This is a genomic window from Sporacetigenium mesophilum DSM 16796 (assembly GCF_059569055.1).
In genome coordinates this window covers 37377-54232 of record NZ_JCANUR010000014.1, presented here as the reverse complement: position 1 = coordinate 54232, position 16856 = coordinate 37377, and the positions used below count along the sequence as shown (strand labels likewise).

At 30.3% G+C, this 16856-nt stretch carries 14 protein-coding genes; all 14 read left to right on the top strand.

From position 1 onward, the window contains the following. Nucleotides 1–44 precede the first annotated feature (44 nt). On the top strand, nucleotides 45–4337 hold the full coding sequence (locus tag BS62_RS11365; RefSeq protein WP_496491396.1) for a PolC-type DNA polymerase III: 4293 nt from the start codon (nucleotides 45–47) through the stop codon (nucleotides 4335–4337). A 166-nt stretch (nucleotides 4338–4503) separates the two neighbouring features. Beyond that, nucleotides 4504–4965: a ribosome maturation factor RimP gene (gene rimP, locus BS62_RS11360; protein ID WP_496491395.1), complete on the top strand. Its 462-nt coding sequence runs from the start codon at nucleotides 4504–4506 to the stop codon at nucleotides 4963–4965. Nucleotides 4966–4995: 30 nt separating this feature from the next. After that, complete coding sequence (nusA, locus tag BS62_RS11355; protein ID WP_496491394.1) at nucleotides 4996–6039, top strand: transcription termination factor NusA; 1044 nt, start codon at nucleotides 4996–4998, stop codon at nucleotides 6037–6039. Nucleotides 6040–6050: 11 nt separating this feature from the next. Next, nucleotides 6051–6335, top strand: coding sequence for an RNase P modulator RnpM (gene rnpM, locus BS62_RS11350; protein ID WP_496491393.1), 285 nt, complete (start codon nucleotides 6051–6053; stop codon nucleotides 6333–6335). Continuing rightward, complete coding sequence (locus tag BS62_RS11345) at nucleotides 6322–6636, top strand: L7Ae/L30e/S12e/Gadd45 family ribosomal protein (RefSeq protein WP_496491392.1); 315 nt, start codon at nucleotides 6322–6324, stop codon at nucleotides 6634–6636. Before rnpM ends, BS62_RS11345 begins: the two co-directional genes overlap by 14 nt. Before the next feature lie 25 nt (nucleotides 6637–6661). Further along, nucleotides 6662–8635, top strand: a complete 1974-nt coding sequence (infB, locus tag BS62_RS11340) for a translation initiation factor IF-2 (RefSeq protein WP_496491391.1) — start codon at nucleotides 6662–6664, stop codon at nucleotides 8633–8635. 38 nt (nucleotides 8636–8673) lie between these two features. After that, entirely contained in the window at nucleotides 8674–9093 is a 420-nt protein-coding gene (gene rbfA / locus BS62_RS11335; RefSeq protein WP_496491390.1) for a 30S ribosome-binding factor RbfA, read from the top strand. Further along, nucleotides 9086–10057, top strand: coding sequence for a DHH family phosphoesterase (locus tag BS62_RS11330; protein ID WP_496491389.1), 972 nt, complete (start codon nucleotides 9086–9088; stop codon nucleotides 10055–10057). Before rbfA ends, BS62_RS11330 begins: the two co-directional genes overlap by 8 nt. A gap of 11 nt (nucleotides 10058–10068) precedes the next feature. Next, on the top strand, nucleotides 10069–10971 hold the full coding sequence (gene truB, locus BS62_RS11325; protein ID WP_496491388.1) for a tRNA pseudouridine(55) synthase TruB: 903 nt from the start codon (nucleotides 10069–10071) through the stop codon (nucleotides 10969–10971). A gap of 30 nt (nucleotides 10972–11001) precedes the next feature. Continuing rightward, a complete protein-coding gene (locus tag BS62_RS11320; RefSeq protein WP_496491387.1) occupies nucleotides 11002–11946 on the top strand; it encodes a bifunctional riboflavin kinase/FAD synthetase in 945 nt (314 codons plus the stop codon). Between the two features lie 89 nt (nucleotides 11947–12035). Further along, the gene (rpsO, locus tag BS62_RS11315; RefSeq protein ID WP_496491386.1) at nucleotides 12036–12293 is read left to right on the top strand and encodes a 30S ribosomal protein S15; all 258 of its coding nucleotides are present in this window, start codon (nucleotides 12036–12038) and stop codon (nucleotides 12291–12293) included. 212 nt (nucleotides 12294–12505) lie between these two features. Further along, nucleotides 12506–14635 (top strand): polyribonucleotide nucleotidyltransferase, encoded by a 2130-nt coding sequence (pnp, locus tag BS62_RS11310; RefSeq protein WP_496491385.1) that lies wholly within the window; start codon nucleotides 12506–12508, stop codon nucleotides 14633–14635. 117 nt (nucleotides 14636–14752) lie between these two features. Then, entirely contained in the window at nucleotides 14753–15499 is a 747-nt protein-coding gene (locus BS62_RS11305) for a polysaccharide deacetylase family protein (protein WP_496491384.1), read from the top strand. A 53-nt stretch (nucleotides 15500–15552) separates the two neighbouring features. Continuing rightward, nucleotides 15553–16794, top strand: a complete 1242-nt coding sequence (locus BS62_RS11300) for a M16 family metallopeptidase (protein ID WP_496491383.1) — start codon at nucleotides 15553–15555, stop codon at nucleotides 16792–16794. Nucleotides 16795–16856 lie beyond the last annotated feature (62 nt).

Sequence of the window (16856 nt, the reverse complement as noted above, 5' to 3'; positions counted from 1 at the left end):
CAATTTATGATATAATACCTTATGCCTAGAAAGGTGGTGCGATTTTGGAAAATGTTAAAGATTACTTAGAAAAGTTAGAATTATTTAATACTACATTCCAAAAACAATTTAAGGATGTAAATATACAAAAAATAGTTTATTTCAAAGAAAATAAACTTCTTCATATGTACTTATCATCTAAAAATATAGTCCAGTATGAAAATTTAAATAAGCTAAGAGCAGGGCTTAAGGAAAAATTAAATTACTTTGAAGATATAAAAATAAAAATGAGATATACAAATTTAGATAAATATTCAGCTAAAGACATAATAAAACAATACTGGAGTAATATTTTATTCGTTTTAAAATACTTATCACCTTCTATATCTTGTGTATCAAAGGATATAGAATTTTTATGCATAGAAAACAATTTAAAAATAAAAATACCAGATGAAATGTTTTATAAAAGGCTTATGGCTCAAAATGCTATATACTCATTAAAAACTATAATAAACGAAGAATTAGGTCTTGATTTAAATATATCATTTGAAATTGCAGTTAATAAAAAAGCAGATATTAAAGCTTTAATGGACAAAAGTGATGCCATGACCCAAACTATATTAGAATCAAAGTTTGCCGATAATGAGCCTAGTATAAAAACTGATGAAGAATATGTAATTAAAGAGATTGTAGAAGACAATGACATTATATATGGAAAAGATTTAAACTTCCCTATTGAAAAAATAGAAAAATTAAATTCAGACTCAGGTACTGTTTGTATAGTAGGAGAAGTATTTGAGGTAGAAGCTAAAGAGCTAAAAAATGGTAAGGTGTTACTAATTGCATCACTTACAGATTATACAAGCTCTATAAACTGTAAGTTGTTTTTAAATGATAGAAATAGAGATAATGTACTATCTCAAGTTACAAAAGGCAGCTACCTTAAAATAAAAGGTGATGTCTTACACGATAACTACTCTAAAGAACTTACTATGACAATAAGTGGTATAAAAAAAGAAACAAGAGTAGAAAAGATGGACAACTATGAAGAAAAGAGAGTAGAACTTCATGCACATACACAAATGTCATCAATGGATGCTATATGTTCTGCAAAGAAGCTTGTAGAAAGAGCAGCAAAATGGGGTCATAAAGCTGTAGCTATAACAGACCATGGAATAGTACAAGCATTTCCAGAAGCAATGGATGCAGGTAAAAAGTTTGGAATAAAGGTATTGTATGGAGTTGAAGGATATTTTGCAGATAACGAAGCTTCCATAATTAAAAATGCAAATAGCTTACCATTATCTCAAACCTTTGTAGTATTTGATATAGAAACTACTGGGTTTTCTAATAAAAATGATAGAATAACTGAAATAGGTGCGGTAAAAATAGAAAACTTTAAAATTGTAGATAGATTTAGCGAACTTATAAATCCAGAAATAGATATACCGTATAAGATACAAGAATTAACTGGAATAACAAATGATTTAGTTAAAGACAAACCTAATATAGAAGAAGTATTGCCTAAGTTCATGGAATTTGTGGGAGATTCTACTTTAGTTGCTCATAATTCAGATTTTGATACAGGATTTATTAGAGAAAAATGTTCTCAAATGGACATTGAATATACAAATGAGGCAATAGATACATTGTCTCTTGCAAGAATACTGCTTCCAAAGCTAAAGAGGTACAAACTTAATAACATAGCTAAAGAACTTGGAATACCACTACTAAATCACCATAGAGCAGTAGATGACGCTGAAGCTACTGCGCAGATATTTATTAAGTTTTTGGAAATACTTCAAAAGCAAGGAGCAATTAACTTAGATGATATAAATAAAATATATGAAGAAATAGATTATACAAAACTAAATACTAAACATATGACTATTTTAGTTAAAAACTATGTAGGACTTAAAAATTTGTACAAGCTAATATCTAATTCACATATAAATCACTTTTATAGAAATCCAAGAATATTAAAAAGTGTTTTAAAAGAACATAGAGAAGGACTTATTATAGGTTCTGCCTGTGAAGCTGGAGAAATATTTGAGGCAGTTACAAGAAATGTATCAAAAGATGAATTAGAAGAAATAGTTAATTTTTATGATTATATTGAAATAATGCCAATAGATAACAATAGATTTATGATTGAAAAAGGAGAAGTAAAAGACGAAGAAGAGCTAAGAGATATAAACAGAAAACTTGTAGAAATTGCTAAAGAATATAATAAATTGGTTGTTGCAACTGGAGATGTACACTATTTAGACCCTCATGATGATATATATAGAAAAATATTAAAAAACGGCCAAGGGTTTAATGTTAAAGATGAAGAAGGAAGACTTTATTTTAGAACTACAGATGAAATGATAAAGGAATTTAGTTATTTAGGTGAAGAATTAGCAAAAGAAGTAGTTATAACTAATCCAAACAAAATAGCTGATATGGTAGAAAATATAAAGCCTATACCTGATGAAACTTATGCACCAATTATAGAGGGGTCTGATGAAGAGTTAAGAAGTATGTGTTATGAAAAGGCAAAGCGAATATATGGAGATCCAATGCCTGAGGTTGTTCAAAAGAGATTAGATAGAGAATTAAATTCTATTATAAGTAACGGATATGCAGTTATGTATATAATAGCTCAAAAACTTGTTACAAAATCTTTAAGAGATGGGTACTTAGTTGGATCTAGAGGATCTGTTGGCTCATCATTTGCAGCTACAATGAGTGACATAACGGAGGTTAATCCACTTCCTGCACACTATGTTTGCCCTAATGAGGATTGTAAATATTCTTATTTCTATGAAGTTGGAGAATGGGGATCAGGAGCGGATCTACCTGATAAGGATTGTCCAAATTGTAATACAAAACTTATAAAAGATGGACACGATATACCATTTGAAGTTTTCTTAGGATTTGAAGGAGATAAAGAACCGGATATAGATCTAAACTTCGCTGGAGAATATCAAGCTGTTGCACATAAATATACAGAAGAACTATTTGGAGAAGGATATGTTTTTAAAGCTGGTACTATAGGAACTATCGCTGAAAAAACTGCATATGGTTATGCCAAAAAGTATGTTGAAGAAAATAATATAGTAACTACTTCAGCTGAAGTTTTAAGATTAGCAGGGGGATGTACAGGTATAAAAAGAACTTCGGGACAACATCCAGGAGGGGTTATGGTTTGCCCTCATTACAAAGATATATATGATTTTACTCCGATACAATATCCTGCTAACGACTCATCATCTGGAGTTATAACTACTCACTTTGACTACCATTCTATAAGTGGTAGAATATTAAAACTTGATATACTAGGACACGACGTTCCAACTATTATAAGAATGTTAGACGATATGACTGGAATAGATGCTACAAAAATACCTTTAGATGATAAAGAAACAATGTCATTATTTACATCTACAGAAGCTTTGGGAATTACACCTGATGAGATAAATTCTCCTATAGGAAGCCTAGCTATACCTGAGTTTGGTACGAAGTTCGTTAGACAGATGCTTATAGATACAAAACCTACAACATTTGCAGAATTAGTTCGTATATCAGGACTTTCCCATGGGACAGACGTTTGGTTAAACAACGCTCAAGATTTAGTTAGAGAAGGAATAGTTGGACTTAAGGATGTTATATCTACACGTGATGATATAATGAACTACCTTATATTCAAAGGACTTCCACCAAAAATGTCCTTTAAAATAATGGAAAATGTAAGAAAAGGTAAAGGGTTAACATCTGAACATATAGAAGAGATGAAGAAAAATGATGTCCCAGACTGGTATATTAACTCATGTCAAACTATTAAATACATGTTCCCTAAGGCCCACGCAGTTGCCTACGTTATGATGTCTTTTAGAATAGCTTATTTTAAAGTTCATTATCCAGCTGAATTTTATGCAACATATTTTACTACAAAGTCTGAGGATTTTGATGCAGATTTAGTTGTAAAAGGAATAGATACTGTAAAGAAAAAGAAAAATGAACTAGAACAATTAGGTAGTGATGCTACTGCAAAGGAAAAAAATATGCTTACAGTATTAGAAGTTGTAGTTGAAATGTTTGCGAGGAAAATAGAGGTAATGCCTGTTGATTTATTTAAGTCTGATGCTAAAAAGTTTAAAGTTGTAGATGGTAAACTACTTCCGCCTCTTGTTGCTCTACAAGGGGTTGGAGAAAACGCAGCAATAAATATAGTTAGAGAAAGAGAAAGAGGAGAATTTTTATCAAAAGAAGATTTAAGAACTAGAACTAAGGTATCAAAAACTGTTATAGAAACATTGTCAAATCACGGTGCATTAGAAAATATGTCAGAGTCTAATCAGCTGTCTTTAATATAGGTAAAATCACTATATTTACTGTATGAAGTTGTATTTTTAAACAAAATATGGTATAGTGGTATAGAAAGCAGTAAAATTTGCAAAAAATAAGAGTGGGAATATGCATTCTCACTCTTTGTTTTTGTATTTTTTACTTCGGATTACAACTGAATAGGAGGCGTTTTTTATGAAAAAAGGAATAGAGCAAGTAGTTGAAGAATTAACTTTACCTATTATAGAAAAACACAACTTTGAGTTAGTTGATGTTGAGTATGTAAAAGAAGGTGGCGATTATTTTCTAAGGGTGTATATAGATAAAGAGGGCGGAATAACTTTAGATGATTGTCATTCTGTTAGTACGGAATTAAGCGCAATTTTAGATGAAAAAGATCCAATAAAAGATAATTATTATTTAGAAGTTTCATCACCTGGTCTTGATAGACCATTAAAAAAAGAAAAAGATTTTGAAAGATATAAAGGAAGAGATGTAGAAATTAAACTTTATAAACCTTTTGAAGGTCAAAAACAATTTGAAGGAGAATTACTTGGATTGTTTGACGGGGATGTTATAAAGATAATATATAATGACAGTGAAATGTCTTTTAATAAAAAAGAAGTAGCTATAATAAGACTTGCAATTAAATTCTAGCAATTTAAAAACTAAATAGGAGGGGCCAAGATGATAAATGAATTCATACAAGCATTAGACGAACTAGAAAAAGACAGAGGAATAGATAAAGATATCTTAATCGATACAATAGAACAAGCTTTACTTACAGCTTATAAAAAGAACTTTGGTTCTGCTCAAAATGTTAGAGTAGAAATAGATAGAGAAAAAGGAAATGTTAGAGTTTTCTCTCAAAGAGTAGTTATGGATGAAGCAGAAATGTATGATACTTTCTTAGAAATATCATTAGAGGAAGCTAGAGAAATAAGTCCTAATTATGAACTAGGAGATATTATAGAATCTGAAGTTACTCCAAAAGACTTTGGAAGAATAGCTGCACAAACAGCTAAACAGGTAGTTGTTCAAAGGATAAGAGAAGCTGAAAGAGAAATAGTTTATAATGAATTTATAGACAAAGAAAATGAAATAGTTACTGGAGAAGTTGCTAGAGTAAATAAAGGTATAGTATACGTTAACTTAGGAAGAATAGAAGCTATAATGACTCAAAATGAGCAAATTCCAGGAGAACACTATAAAGCCGGACAAATGATAAAAGTATATATATTAGAAGTTAAAAAGACTAATAAAGGACCTCAAATAGGAGTTTCTAGAAGTCATCCAGGATTAGTAAAAAGATTATTTGAACTTGAAGTTCCAGAAATATATGATGGAATAGTTCAAGTAAAGAGCATTGCAAGAGAAGCAGGATCTAGAACTAAGATGGCAGTTAAATCTGTTGACCCTAATGTAGATCCAATAGGAGCATGTGTAGGTCAAAAAGGTTCAAGAGTTAAAAACATAGTAGATGAACTTGGAGATGAAAAAATAGATATAATTAAATATAGTGATAATCCAACGGAATACATATCTGCATCTCTTAGCCCATCTAAGGTTATAACTGTGGATGTTGATGAAGATAATAAAAGTGCAAAAGTAGTTGTACCTGATTTCCAATTATCACTTGCAATAGGTAAAGAAGGTCAAAATGCTAGACTTGCAGCTAAGTTAACTAACTGGAAAATAGACATAAAAAGCGAAAGCCAAGTTACTAAATAATAAGGAGGGAGATGTCTTTGAAACAACCAAAGAAAACACCTCAACGTAAGTGCATAGCGTGTCAAGATAGAGATGCCAAAAAGCAACTTATAAGAATAGTTAAAGACAAAGAAGGTAAAATATTCTTAGATCCAACAGGAAAAGCCAACGGTAGAGGTGCATATATATGTAAAGATATAGAATGTCTACAAAAGGCTATAAAAAGCAAAGCTTTAAATAGAGCATTTAAAACTGATGTATCGCAAGAAGTTTATGAAAACTTACTTGAGGAGTTAAGAAAATATGAGCAACAATAATGATAAACTATATACTTTTTTGGGATTAGCACAACGTGCTGGGAAAATAGTTTCAGGTGATGACTCTACATTACTTGAATTAAAGAAAAACAAGGTATTACTTGTTATAATAGCAAGTGATGCATCTAACAATACCAAAAAAACATTTATGGATAAAACATCATATAGAAATGTAGAAAATATTATATTTTCTACTAAAGCGGAACTAGGGCACTCAATAGGAAAGTCACCACGTGCTGTAATAGGAATAAAAGATAAGAATTTTGCAAATAAAATCAAAGAAATGATAGAAAGTAACTAAAAAATTAATATAGGGGGTGATTCTTGTGTCAAAAACAAGAGTATACCAATTAGCGGAAGAAATAGGAATGACAAGTAAAGAATTAATAGAAAAGTTAAAAGAATTAGATATAGAAGTTGCAAATCATATGAGTACATTAGAAGAAGAAGAAGCAGAACTTTTAATAGAACTTTTAGCTGATGAGAAAAAAGCTAGTGAGATAAATGATGAAGCATCTGTAACAGAAGAAGATGATAATCTTCCAAAGATAGCAATAGAATCTAGAGTAACAGTTCAAAATTTAGCTGAAAAAATGGATAAAACTGCTTCAGAGCTTATAATGAATCTTATGAAAATGGGAAAAATGTTCACTATAAATCAAGAAGTTGATTTTGATACAGCAAAAATTATAGCTTCAGAGTTTGGATACGGTGTAAGACTTGAAGAAATAGAAGATGAAAGTGAAGCGGAAATAGAAGATTTAATGGATATCCAATCTGATAAAGAAGAAGATTTAGAGTTAAGAGCTCCTATAGTTACTGTTATGGGACACGTTGATCATGGTAAAACATCTTTACTTGATGCTATAAGAGAAAGTAATGTAACAGCTGGAGAAGCTGGTGGAATAACACAACATATAGGTGCATCTGAAATAGAAATAAACGGTAATAAAATAGTATTCTTAGATACTCCAGGCCATGAAGCCTTTACATCTATGCGTGCTAGAGGTGCACAAGTTACTGACATGGCTATACTTGTTGTTGCTGCAGATGACGGTATAATGCCTCAAACAATAGAAGCTATAAACCATGCAAAGGCAGCTAATGTTCCAATGATAGTTGCTATAAATAAGGTAGACAAACCAGATGCAAACCCAGACAGAGTAAAACAAGAACTTGCCGACCAAGGATTACTTGTTGAAGACTGGGGTGGAGATGTTATTTCAGTTGAAGTTTCAGCTAAACAAAGAATTAATATAGATACATTACTTGAAATGATATTAATAGTAGCTGAAATGGAAGAACTAAGAGCAAATCCAAACAAAAGAGCTGTAGGTACGGTTATAGAAGCACAGCTTGACAAAGGAAGAGGTCCTGTTGCTACTGTACTTGTTCAAAACGGTACACTTAGAATTGGAGATCCAATGGTAGCAGGTTTTGCTTCAGGTAAAGTTAGAGCTATGATAAACGATAAAGGTAGAAGAGTTAAAGAAGCTGGTCCATCTACTGCAGTTGAAATATTAGGATTATCAGAAGTTCCTTCAGCAGGAGATAAGTTCGTAGCTGTAGCATCAGAAAAAATTGCTAGAAGTATATCTGATAAGAGACAAACAAAGGTAAGAGAAGACATGTTAAGAACTGCAAATGTTTCTCTTGAAGATTTATTTAGTCAAATCGGTGAAGGACAACTAAAAGAACTTAATATAATAGTAAAAGCTGACGTTCAAGGTTCAGTACAAGCTGTAAAACAATCATTAGAAAAATTATCTGATGATGAAGTTGCTGTAAAAGTTATACATGGTGGAGTTGGAGCTATTACTGAGTCAGATGTAATGCTTGCAAATGCATCTAATGCAATAATAATAGGATTCAACGTAAGACCTGTTGGTGGATCTGAATCACTTGCTGAAAAAGATAAAGTTGATATAAGAACATATACAATAATATATAAGGTTATAGAAGATATAAAGGCTGCAATGAAAGGTATGTTAGATCCTGAATACTTTGATGAAGAGTTAGGAAAAGCAGAAGTTAGAGCGACATTTAAAGTATCTGGTGTTGGAACAATAGCAGGTTGTTATGTTTTAACTGGAAAAATGCAGAGAAATGCTAAAATTAGACTTGTTAGAGAAGGTGTAATAGTTCATGAAGGTGAATTATCATCTCTTAAGAGATTTAAAGACGATGCAAAGGAAGTTGCAAAAGGCTATGAATGTGGTTTAACTTTAGCTAACTACAATGATTTAAAAGAAGGCGATATACTAGAAGCATATATAGTAAAAGAAAAGCCAAGAGATTAATAATAATTTTATAAATCTAAACAAAAGAGGTCGATATTATGGCATCATACAATAGAACGAAGAGAATAGGCGAAGAAATAAGAAAAGTAGTAAGTAGTATACTTATAGCTGGAATAAAAGATTATAGAATAAATTCTATGGTAAGTGTTACTGATGTAGATGTAACAACTGATTTAAAGTATGCATATATATATGTTAGCGTTCTAGGTGGAGATAGAGAAGCTACTTTAGCAGGATTAAAAAGCGCTAGTGGATATGTTAGAAGAGAAGTAGGAAAAGCTGTAAATTTAAGATATACACCAGAGATAATCTTCAAAATAGATGATTCTATAGAGAAAGGTGTTTATATGTCTACTTTAATTAGAAAAGTAAATGAAAAGCACTCTGACTCAAGTGAAGTAGAAGAAGAAATAGATGTAGATGATTTTGAAGAATCAGAGGATGATAATAATGAATAATATAGATCAAATAATAGAGTCTATAAAGGGAAGTAATGACTTTGTCATTACTTCTCATTGTAGTCCTGATGGTGACAATATAGGATCATCTTTAGGCATGTATTATTCTTTAAAAAAACTAGGTAAAAGTGTTGTATATGTACTTGATGATACTATACCTTTGAATTTAAAATTTCTAACTAAAGATATAAAAATATATAATTCAGATGATATGTTTAACAAAGATTATGTTCTTATAGCTCTAGACTGTGGAGATAGGAGCAGGCTATGTTGCAAAGACCATATAGTTAAAAATAGCACGAATCTTATATGTATAGATCACCATGCAAGTAACGATGCTTATGGAGATTTAAATTATATAGATATTGATGCATCATCTACATGTGAATTAGTTTATAATTTGCTTAATGAAATTTGTACAGAATGTGATGCTGGTATTATAGATGAAAAAATAGCCACTTGCCTTTATACTGGACTTGTAACTGATACAGGTAATTTCTCTTATTCAAATACAAATCCAAGTAGTTTTTTAATGGCTTATAACTTATCTAAATTAGGTGCTAATAGAGATGAAGTAATACAAAATATATATCAAAATAATCCAGTAAGTTACTATAAACTTTTAGGTGAAGCATTAAATACTTTAGAAATAATAGATGAAAAAGTATCTTGTATAACTTTAAGTTTAGATATGTTAGATAGAAATAATATTGAATTCAACGATGTAGACGGAATAACTACCTATACTAGAGACATTGAAGGTGTAGAAGTAGGATTACTTTTTAAACAAAAAGATACTAATGAAGTAAAGGTAAGTTTCAGGTCGAAAAATTATGTTAATGTAAGTAAAATAGCTCAGAAATTTAATGGCGGAGGTCATATAAGAGCTGCTGGATGTACAATTAAAGATAATTTAGAAAATGCCAAAAATATGGTAATAAAAGAAGTGTTAAATCATATTTAAGGATGGAAACTATGAATAAGATAGTAAATATACTAAAACCTACGGGAATGACTTCTCATGATGTAGTAAGCAAAGTAAGAAAAATTTTAAGTATTAAAAAAGTAGGGCATACAGGTACACTTGATCCAGATGCAGCAGGGGTATTACCTATATGTATTGGTAAGGCAACTAAGGTTTCGGATTTTATTTTAAATAAAGACAAAGGTTATATAGGAGAACTTACTCTAGGTATAATTACAGACACTTATGATTCCTCTGGAGAAATAATTTCTACAAAAGATACTTCCCATATAACTGAAGATGATATATATAAGGCTTTTGAGTCACAACTAGGGGTTATAATGCAAAAACCACCTGTATATTCAGCACTTAAAGTAAATGGAAAGAAAATGTATGAACTTGCAAGGGAAGGTAAGTCTGATGAAATAGAAATAAAATCTAGAGAAATTAATATAAAAGAACTGAAAGTACTTAGTATAAACGATAAAAAAATAAGATTTTATGTGAAATGTTCTAAAGGAACTTATGTAAGAAGTATATGTTATGACATAGGTGAAATTTTAGGTTGTGGAGGCCATATGTCTTTCTTAATTAGAACTTCATCTGGAAAATTCAACTTAGAAAATTCTATAACACTAGAGGAACTAGACGAATACTATAATAAGGGAACTCTAGATAACTATTTATATGACATAGATTTTGTACTCCAAAATTTTGGGCATATAAATATAAAACCTTTAGCTGTAAAATCATATATAAATGGAGCTATAGTTTATCCAAAAGGCTTTTTAGACTCAAATATAAAAGATGAAGAACTAATAAGAGTTTATTCCGAAAATAAATTTTTAGGAGTAGGTAAAATTATTAATATAGATAACACAAAATGCTTAAAAAGTGATAAACTATTTATATAATTTCTAATTGACAATATGGGGATGTTTGCTATGACTGTGGTAAATTCATTAAACCAATTAAAAGATATAAAAGATAGTGTCGTAACTATAGGAAATTTTGATGGTGTTCACGTTGGCCATCAATATCTTATAAAAACTGCTGTGGAAGAAGCTAAAAAAATCAATACAAAAAGTGTAGCTTTTACATTTTCTAATCATCCTGTAAATTACTTTAAACCCAATAGTATAAAATATATAACAACAAATGAAACTAAAGTAGAGGTAATAAAAAGCTTTGGTATTGATATGGTTGTAAATATACCTTTTAATATGGATATACTGGGGGTATCTGCAGAAGAATACATTAAAAATATTCTTGTAGACAAATTAAGAGTTAAAAAGATTGTTATAGGACATGACTTTACTTTTGCAAAGAATAAAGAAGGAACTGTTGAAGTTTTAAAAAACTTAAGTAAAAAATACAACTTTGATGTAATTGTAGTCCCTCCGATAGAAGTAGATAATATAAGAGTTAGTAGCACTTATATAAGAAACTTACTTAAAAGTGGAGAAGTATACAATATAGAAAAGTTTTTAGGAAGAACTTATAGTATATGTGGAGAAGTTGTTCCATGTAGACAATTAGGAAGAACTATAGGATTTCCTACTGCAAATACAAATATATCAAAGGACCTTATGCTTCCAAAGGAAGGTATATACCATACTAAGGTTAAGGTTGGAAATAGATATTTTGATGGCGCTACAAATGTAGGATATAATCCAACTGTAGAAAATAAAGGCTTTTCAGTTGAAACATTCATATTAGATTTTAACGAAAATATATACAATCAAACTATATGTATATACTTCATTGAAAGAATAAGAGATGAGGTAAAATTTAGTTCACTCGATGAACTAAAAAATCAACTTAAAAAAGACGTAGATTACGTATATTCAAAAAGAGGTTTACAAGAAATAGCTATTATGATAGAATAAGTAATGTCTTGAGCCTTTACTCAGCATTCGAGTCTCCAACGATAGCTTAGTAAATGGCGATTTTAAAAAATTTATGGAGGTAGACAATAATGATAAACAAAACAGAAGTAATAACTCAATATGCAAGAACTGAAGGGGATACTGGTTCTCCAGAAGTACAAGTAGCTGTACTTACAGCTAGAATAAATGACTTAAATGCTCATTTAAAAACTCACAAAAAAGATCACCACTCAAGAAGAGGTCTTTTAAAGATGGTTGGTAGAAGAAGAAACTTATTAAACTACTTAAAAGAAAAAGATTTAGACAGATACAGAGATTTAATAGCAAAATTAGGATTAAGAAAATAATCTATAAAGATATATTTACAATAAAGCAGGGTTATACCTGCTTTTTTTATATAGTTATATTAATTATTAAAATATTTGCACTACATAATACTAATTTACGAATAATAAGGAAATAATAATTACAACATTTATTAAACGTATTTACTTTATTTCCATTTTATAGTATTTTTGTAATAATAGCTTGTTTTGCGAAAGAGGAGGTACATATATACATGTTTGAACATAAAATTTACGAAATGGACTTAGCAGGAAGAAAGTTTTCTGTTGAAATAGGGAAAATATGCGAGTTGTCTAACGGAAACTGTATAGTTAGATACGGTGATAGTGTAGTAATGGTTAATGCTGTAACATCTAGCAAGCCAAGAGCTGGAATAGACTTTTTCCCTTTAAGTGTTGATTATGAAGAAAAATTATATTCTGTAGGTAAAATACCAGGGGGATTCATAAAGAGAGAAGGAAGACCATCTGAAAAAGCAATACTAACATCAAGACTTATAGATAGACCTATAAGACCACTATTTCCAAAAGGATTTAGAAATGATGTTCAGGTAGTTGCTACAGTTTTATCTGTAGATCAAGACTCAACTACAGACGTAATGGCTATGATAGGTTCATCAGTAGCTTTATCTATATCTGATATACCTTTTGATGGACCTACAGGTTCAGTTATAGTTGGATTAGTAGATGGAGAGTTTGTAGTTAATCCAACAGCTGATCAAAGAGAAAAAAGTGAAATGCACTTAGTTGTATCTGGTACAAAAGATGCAATAATGATGGTTGAAGCTGGAGCAAATGAAATTTCAGAAGAACAAATGCTAGATGCTATAATGTTTGCACATGAAGAAATAAAGAAAATAGTTGCGTTTATAGAAAATATAGTATCTGAAGTTGGAAAAGAAAAACAAGATGTTGTTTTATATAAACCTGATGAAGAAATAGAAAAATTAGTTCGTGAATTTGCAACAGATAAAATGAGAGTAGCTATACAAACAGTTGAAAAGTTAGAGAGAATGGAAAACATGGACAAGGTTAAAGAAGAAACTCTAGCAAACTTTGAAGAGGAATACTCTGAATACCTATCTGATATAGAAGAGGTACTACACAGTATAATAAAGGAACAAGTTAGAAGTCTTATAGTAAACGATAGTATAAGACCTGACAACAGAAGACCTGAAGAAATAAGAAATATTTGGAGTGAAGTTTCAATTCTTCCAAGAACTCACGGTTCTGCAATATTTACAAGAGGACAAACTCAAGTTATGACTATAGCTACATTAGGAGCTCTTGGAGATGTTCAAATATTAGATGGTCTTGATACTGAAGAAGAAAAAAGATACATGCATCACTACAATTTCCCTGCATACAGTGTAGGTGAAGCTAGACCATCAAGAGGACCAGGAAGAAGAGAAATAGGTCATGGTGCCCTTGCTGAAAGAGCATTAATTCCAGTTTTACCAACAAAAGATAGCTTCCCATATGCTATAAGATTAGTATCTGAGGTTTTAAGTTCTAATGGATCTACATCTCAAGCTAGTGTTTGTGGATCTACGTTATCTTTACTTGATGCCGGTGTACCTATAAAAGATTTGGTTGCTGGTATAGCTATGGGTCTTATAAAAGAAGAAGATAAGATTGCTGTACTTTCAGATATACAAGGTATGGAAGATCATTTAGGAGATATGGACTTTAAAGTTGCAGGTACTCCAAATGGTATAACTGCTATACAAATGGATATAAAAATAGGTGGAATAGATAAAGGAATACTTCAAACAGCATTAGCACAAGCTAAAGAAGGTAGACTTCATATATTAAATGAAATGAAGAAAACTATAGATTCTCCAAAGAAAGAATTATCTAAGTATGCACCTAAGATAATAACAATGAAAATAAATGCTGATAAAATAAGAGACGTAATAGGACCTGGTGGAAAAATTATAACTAAGATAATTGACGAAACAGGAGTTAAAATAGATATAGAACAAAATGGAGATGTATTTATAGCTGGAACTGACCAAGCTATGACTGAAAGAGCTAGGGAAATAATATTAGGAATAGTTACAGAACCAGAAGTAGGCAAAACTTATATGGGTAAGGTAACTAGGGTAGCAAACTTTGGAGCCTTTGTTGAAATACTTCCTGGAAAAGATGGATTACTTCATATATCTCATATAGCACATGAAAGAGTTAACAAAGTTGAAGATGTGCTAAAAATTGGAGATGAATTAGAAGTTAAGGTTACAGAAATAGATGCTCAAGGAAGAGTAAACTTATCTAGAAAAGCGCTTTTACCAAAGCCAGAGAAAAAAGAAGTAACTACTGAAACTCCAAAACAAGAACAATAATTTATTTAAAAAAGAGCTTATGAGATAAGCTCTTTTTTTATTTTTGGAATAATATAGAGATTATTTTAATAGATATGAAAACAAGAGGATAAATTTATACATAAGGGGGAGTAGCATATGATAATGATGGTACTGAGTAAGAAAAAATTAAAAGGTATATTAACAACCGTAATAATTTTAGCACTGGCAATTGTCGGATTAGTATTTTTTATGACATCCTCTTCTAAACCAGCTTTAAACTTTTTTGGAAGTGAAGAGATGCCATATTATACAGGCAATAAAGCCAATAGTAAACACGTTGCAATTATTTGCAACGTGGACCTAGGTTGGGGTAATGAATATGTAGATAGCATACTTAATACATTAGAAAAAGAAAAAATAAAAATAACTTTTAATGTAACGGGAAAATGGGCTGAAAAAAACCCTGAAATGCTTCTAAAAATCAAACAAGCAGGTCATGAAATAGGAAATCATGGACATAAACATCTTGATTATGCAAACCTTGACTATAATGGGAATTATGAACAAATAAAGACATCTAAAAGTATAATAGAGGGTATAATAAAAGAAGATACTAAGTTTTTTCAACCTCCATCAGGATCATATGGGAAAGATACAGTAAAGGCAGCAGTTGATTTAGGATATATTCCTATAATGTGGGATATAGATACAATAGATTGGAAATATAGAGAACAACCAGAAGTAATAGTTGAAAGAATAAAATCAAAAGAAATGAAAGATGGAAGTATAATACTTATGCATCCAACACATGCTACAACTGAATGTATAGACGATATTATAAATATAGTAAAAGATAGAGGATATAACCCAGGCAAGCTTAGCGATGTGTTTAATGTTGAATAATTTCACATTGTCAATTATAATTTATACATAATAATTATTAATAGGAGGGTTAAATGTACAAAATACATAAATTAGATAATGGTCTTACTATAGTAGGAGAAGAAATACCTCATATAAATTCTGTTACATTTGGGATATGGGTAAATGCAGGATCAAGAATAGAAGATCCAAAGGTAAACGGTGTTTCTCATTTTATAGAGCATATGCTATTTAAAGGGACAAAAAATAGGACAGCCAAAGAAATAGCAAGACAAATAGATGCATTAGGGGGACAAATAAACGCATTTACAAGTAAAGAATGTACTTGTTATTATGTAAAATTATTAGATGAACATATAGGCATTGGTGTTGATATATTAAGTGATATGATATTAAATCCATCTTTTTTAGATGCTGATATAAATAAAGAAAGAACTGTTATACTAGAAGAACTAAAAATGTATGAAGATTCTCCTGATGATTTAGTTTATGATATGTTGATGGAAAAAATTTATGAAGGTGATGGACTAGGAATGAATATAATAGGTACTAGAGAATCACTTAATAATTTATCAAAGGAAGATATGCTAGATTATTACAATACTTATTATGTTCCAAACAATTCTGTAATATCTATATGTGGGAATTTTAATTTTGATGATATGGTAAATACGATAAAAGAAAAATTCTCAGGTTGGAATGAAAAAGAAGTAACTATAAATATAACAGATCCACAGTTTAAACCTTGTTTTATAACTAAAAACAAAGATATAGAACAGGTTAACTTATGTATCAATCTAAAGGGTGTAAATTTAGAAGACAGAGATGATATATATGCACTAGCTATTGTAAATAACATATTTGGCGGAAGTATGAGTTCTAGACTATTCCAAAGTATAAGAGAAGATGCTGGAATGGTTTACTCTATATATTCTTCTCCAAGTATTCATAGAAAATCTGGAGATTTAGGTATTTTTGTAAGTATGGGTAATGAAAATCTAGAAACTGTATATAAATTAATAATAGAAGAAATACAAAACCTAAAGGCAAATTACCTTACACAAGAAGAAATAGATGAAAGTAGAGAACAGTTAAAGGGAAGTTATATATTAGGACTGGAAAGCACTAGTAGTAGAATGATGAGTATGGGTAAATCTCAACTATTAAGTGAAGAAATAGATACTCCAAAAGATATACTAGACTATATAAACAAAGTAAATATAGATCAAGTAAAAAATGTAATAGATAAAGTATTTGATTTAGATAATTTAGCTGTATCTTTAGTTGGGAAAAATGTAGAAGGTATAGTTTTATAATTTTGAGCAACGGATTTGCTTTTTAAATCGTTGGCGACATGAGCGTAGCGAATTTTATTAAT

What these genes read in the sequence shown, in the direction of transcription:
- rimP (WP_496491395.1), top strand. Translation starts at nt 4,504, where the DNA reads ATGAAAAAAGGAATAGAGCAAGTAGTTGAAGAATTAACTTTACCTATT.
- nusA (WP_496491394.1), top strand. Translation starts at nt 4,996, where the DNA reads ATGATAAATGAATTCATACAAGCATTAGACGAACTAGAAAAAGACAGA.
- rnpM (WP_496491393.1), top strand. Translation starts at nt 6,051, where the DNA reads ATGTCTTTGAAACAACCAAAGAAAACACCTCAACGTAAGTGCATAGCG.
- BS62_RS11345 (WP_496491392.1), top strand. Translation starts at nt 6,322, where the DNA reads ATGAGCAACAATAATGATAAACTATATACTTTTTTGGGATTAGCACAA.
- rbfA (WP_496491390.1), top strand. Translation starts at nt 8,674, where the DNA reads ATGGCATCATACAATAGAACGAAGAGAATAGGCGAAGAAATAAGAAAA.
- BS62_RS11330 (WP_496491389.1), top strand. Translation starts at nt 9,086, where the DNA reads ATGAATAATATAGATCAAATAATAGAGTCTATAAAGGGAAGTAATGAC.
- truB (WP_496491388.1), top strand. Translation starts at nt 10,069, where the DNA reads ATGAATAAGATAGTAAATATACTAAAACCTACGGGAATGACTTCTCAT.
- BS62_RS11320 (WP_496491387.1), top strand. Translation starts at nt 11,002, where the DNA reads ATGACTGTGGTAAATTCATTAAACCAATTAAAAGATATAAAAGATAGT.
- rpsO (WP_496491386.1), top strand. Translation starts at nt 12,036, where the DNA reads ATGATAAACAAAACAGAAGTAATAACTCAATATGCAAGAACTGAAGGG.
- pnp (WP_496491385.1), top strand. Translation starts at nt 12,506, where the DNA reads ATGTTTGAACATAAAATTTACGAAATGGACTTAGCAGGAAGAAAGTTT.
- BS62_RS11305 (WP_496491384.1), top strand. Translation starts at nt 14,753, where the DNA reads ATGATAATGATGGTACTGAGTAAGAAAAAATTAAAAGGTATATTAACA.
- BS62_RS11300 (WP_496491383.1), top strand. Translation starts at nt 15,553, where the DNA reads ATGTACAAAATACATAAATTAGATAATGGTCTTACTATAGTAGGAGAA.